Here is an 896-nt window from a genome sequence, read left to right as displayed (position 1 = left end):
GACTTTATTGCCGCAGACGTAGTTGCCAAAAACCCTGCGGTGGTGGGCATTTACCGCCTGGTGATGAAAGCGGGGAGTGACAACTTCAGATCATCGGCCATTCAAGGAATCATGAAACGCATCAAGGCCAAGGGTATTGAAGTGATTGTGTATGAACCGGTGCTTCAAGAACCGGAGTTCTTCCGAAGCAGGGTGGTAAACAACCTTGAACAGTTCAAACAGCAAGCTGACATCATTCTTTGCAACCGGCACGTTGGAGAACTTGCCGATGTAGAGCACAAAGTTTACACACGGGATTTGTTTGGTAGCGATTAATCTGCCCAATCTATTCAGCCACCCAATCCTCAATCGCCAGCCCTTTCACTCTTAAAAATTCCTTGGTGTTGTGGGTTGGATGTTCTCCTGCTCGGCTTCCAGTGCAGCGATAAATTGCACGTCAACTTCACCCAAAGCTTGCAGTGCCTGCAACAAAGCCTGCCCGCGCTCGGCAGGTATGGGGTGAATAACAAGGTCGCCGTGTTCATTGCGGCTAATTTGAACCCGGTCAGTATTCAAGCGAAACTCGGCGCTTAAGCTGCCCTCTCGGGGATACAAGGTATTCCGTACGCGCTTCTTCCGCCAGTAGCAAATCTTTCACGCCCGGCTGGTTTTGTTGGGTAAGCCGCAACCATTCCGCCATGGGTACCAACACCGCTTGTTCCTGGCCGCGTCTGCTTACAGCTTGTGGACCATCACGCAGGCAGGTGTCCAGTAGTTCACTGAATCTGGCTTTTGCATCCTGTACGGGCCATGTTTGCATAAATTTGTCTTATATGACTAGTTATTTGACTACTTTAATTGACCAAGTATTTTCAAGCAACAAGCTGCAGCACCCCCCCCATCCTGATTACGTAGCC

The 896-nt window shown here is 50.0% G+C and carries 3 protein-coding genes; 1 reads left to right on the top strand and 2 read right to left on the bottom strand.

Translation table 11 applies throughout. From position 1 onward, the window contains the following. A partial coding sequence (locus VB737_RS17060; RefSeq protein WP_500314724.1) for a UDP binding domain-containing protein occupies positions 1 to 315 on the top strand: 315 nt, incomplete at its 5' end. A gap of 51 nt (positions 316 to 366) precedes the next feature. Here VB737_RS17060 and VB737_RS17055 read toward each other — a convergent pair. Both VB737_RS17055 and VB737_RS17050 read right to left on the bottom strand, forming a co-directional pair. Then, positions 367 to 594: an AbrB/MazE/SpoVT family DNA-binding domain-containing protein gene (locus VB737_RS17055; RefSeq protein ID WP_500314722.1), complete on the bottom strand. Its 228-nt coding sequence runs from the start codon at positions 592 to 594 to the stop codon at positions 367 to 369. After that, positions 545 to 799, bottom strand: a complete 255-nt coding sequence (locus VB737_RS17050; protein WP_500314720.1) for a type II toxin-antitoxin system Phd/YefM family antitoxin — start codon at positions 797 to 799, stop codon at positions 545 to 547. The genes VB737_RS17055 and VB737_RS17050 overlap by 50 nt, the downstream gene beginning before the upstream one ends. Between the last annotated feature and the right edge of the window lie 97 nt (positions 800 to 896).

Origin of the sequence: Synechococcus sp. BA-120 BA3 (assembly GCF_034931285.1) — a bacterium.
In the GTDB taxonomy this organism is placed as follows: domain Bacteria; phylum Cyanobacteriota; class Cyanobacteriia; order PCC-6307; family Cyanobiaceae; genus Cyanobium.
The sequence above is the reverse complement of the archived record's forward strand: the minus strand, read 5'-3'. Positions and strand labels throughout refer to the sequence as shown.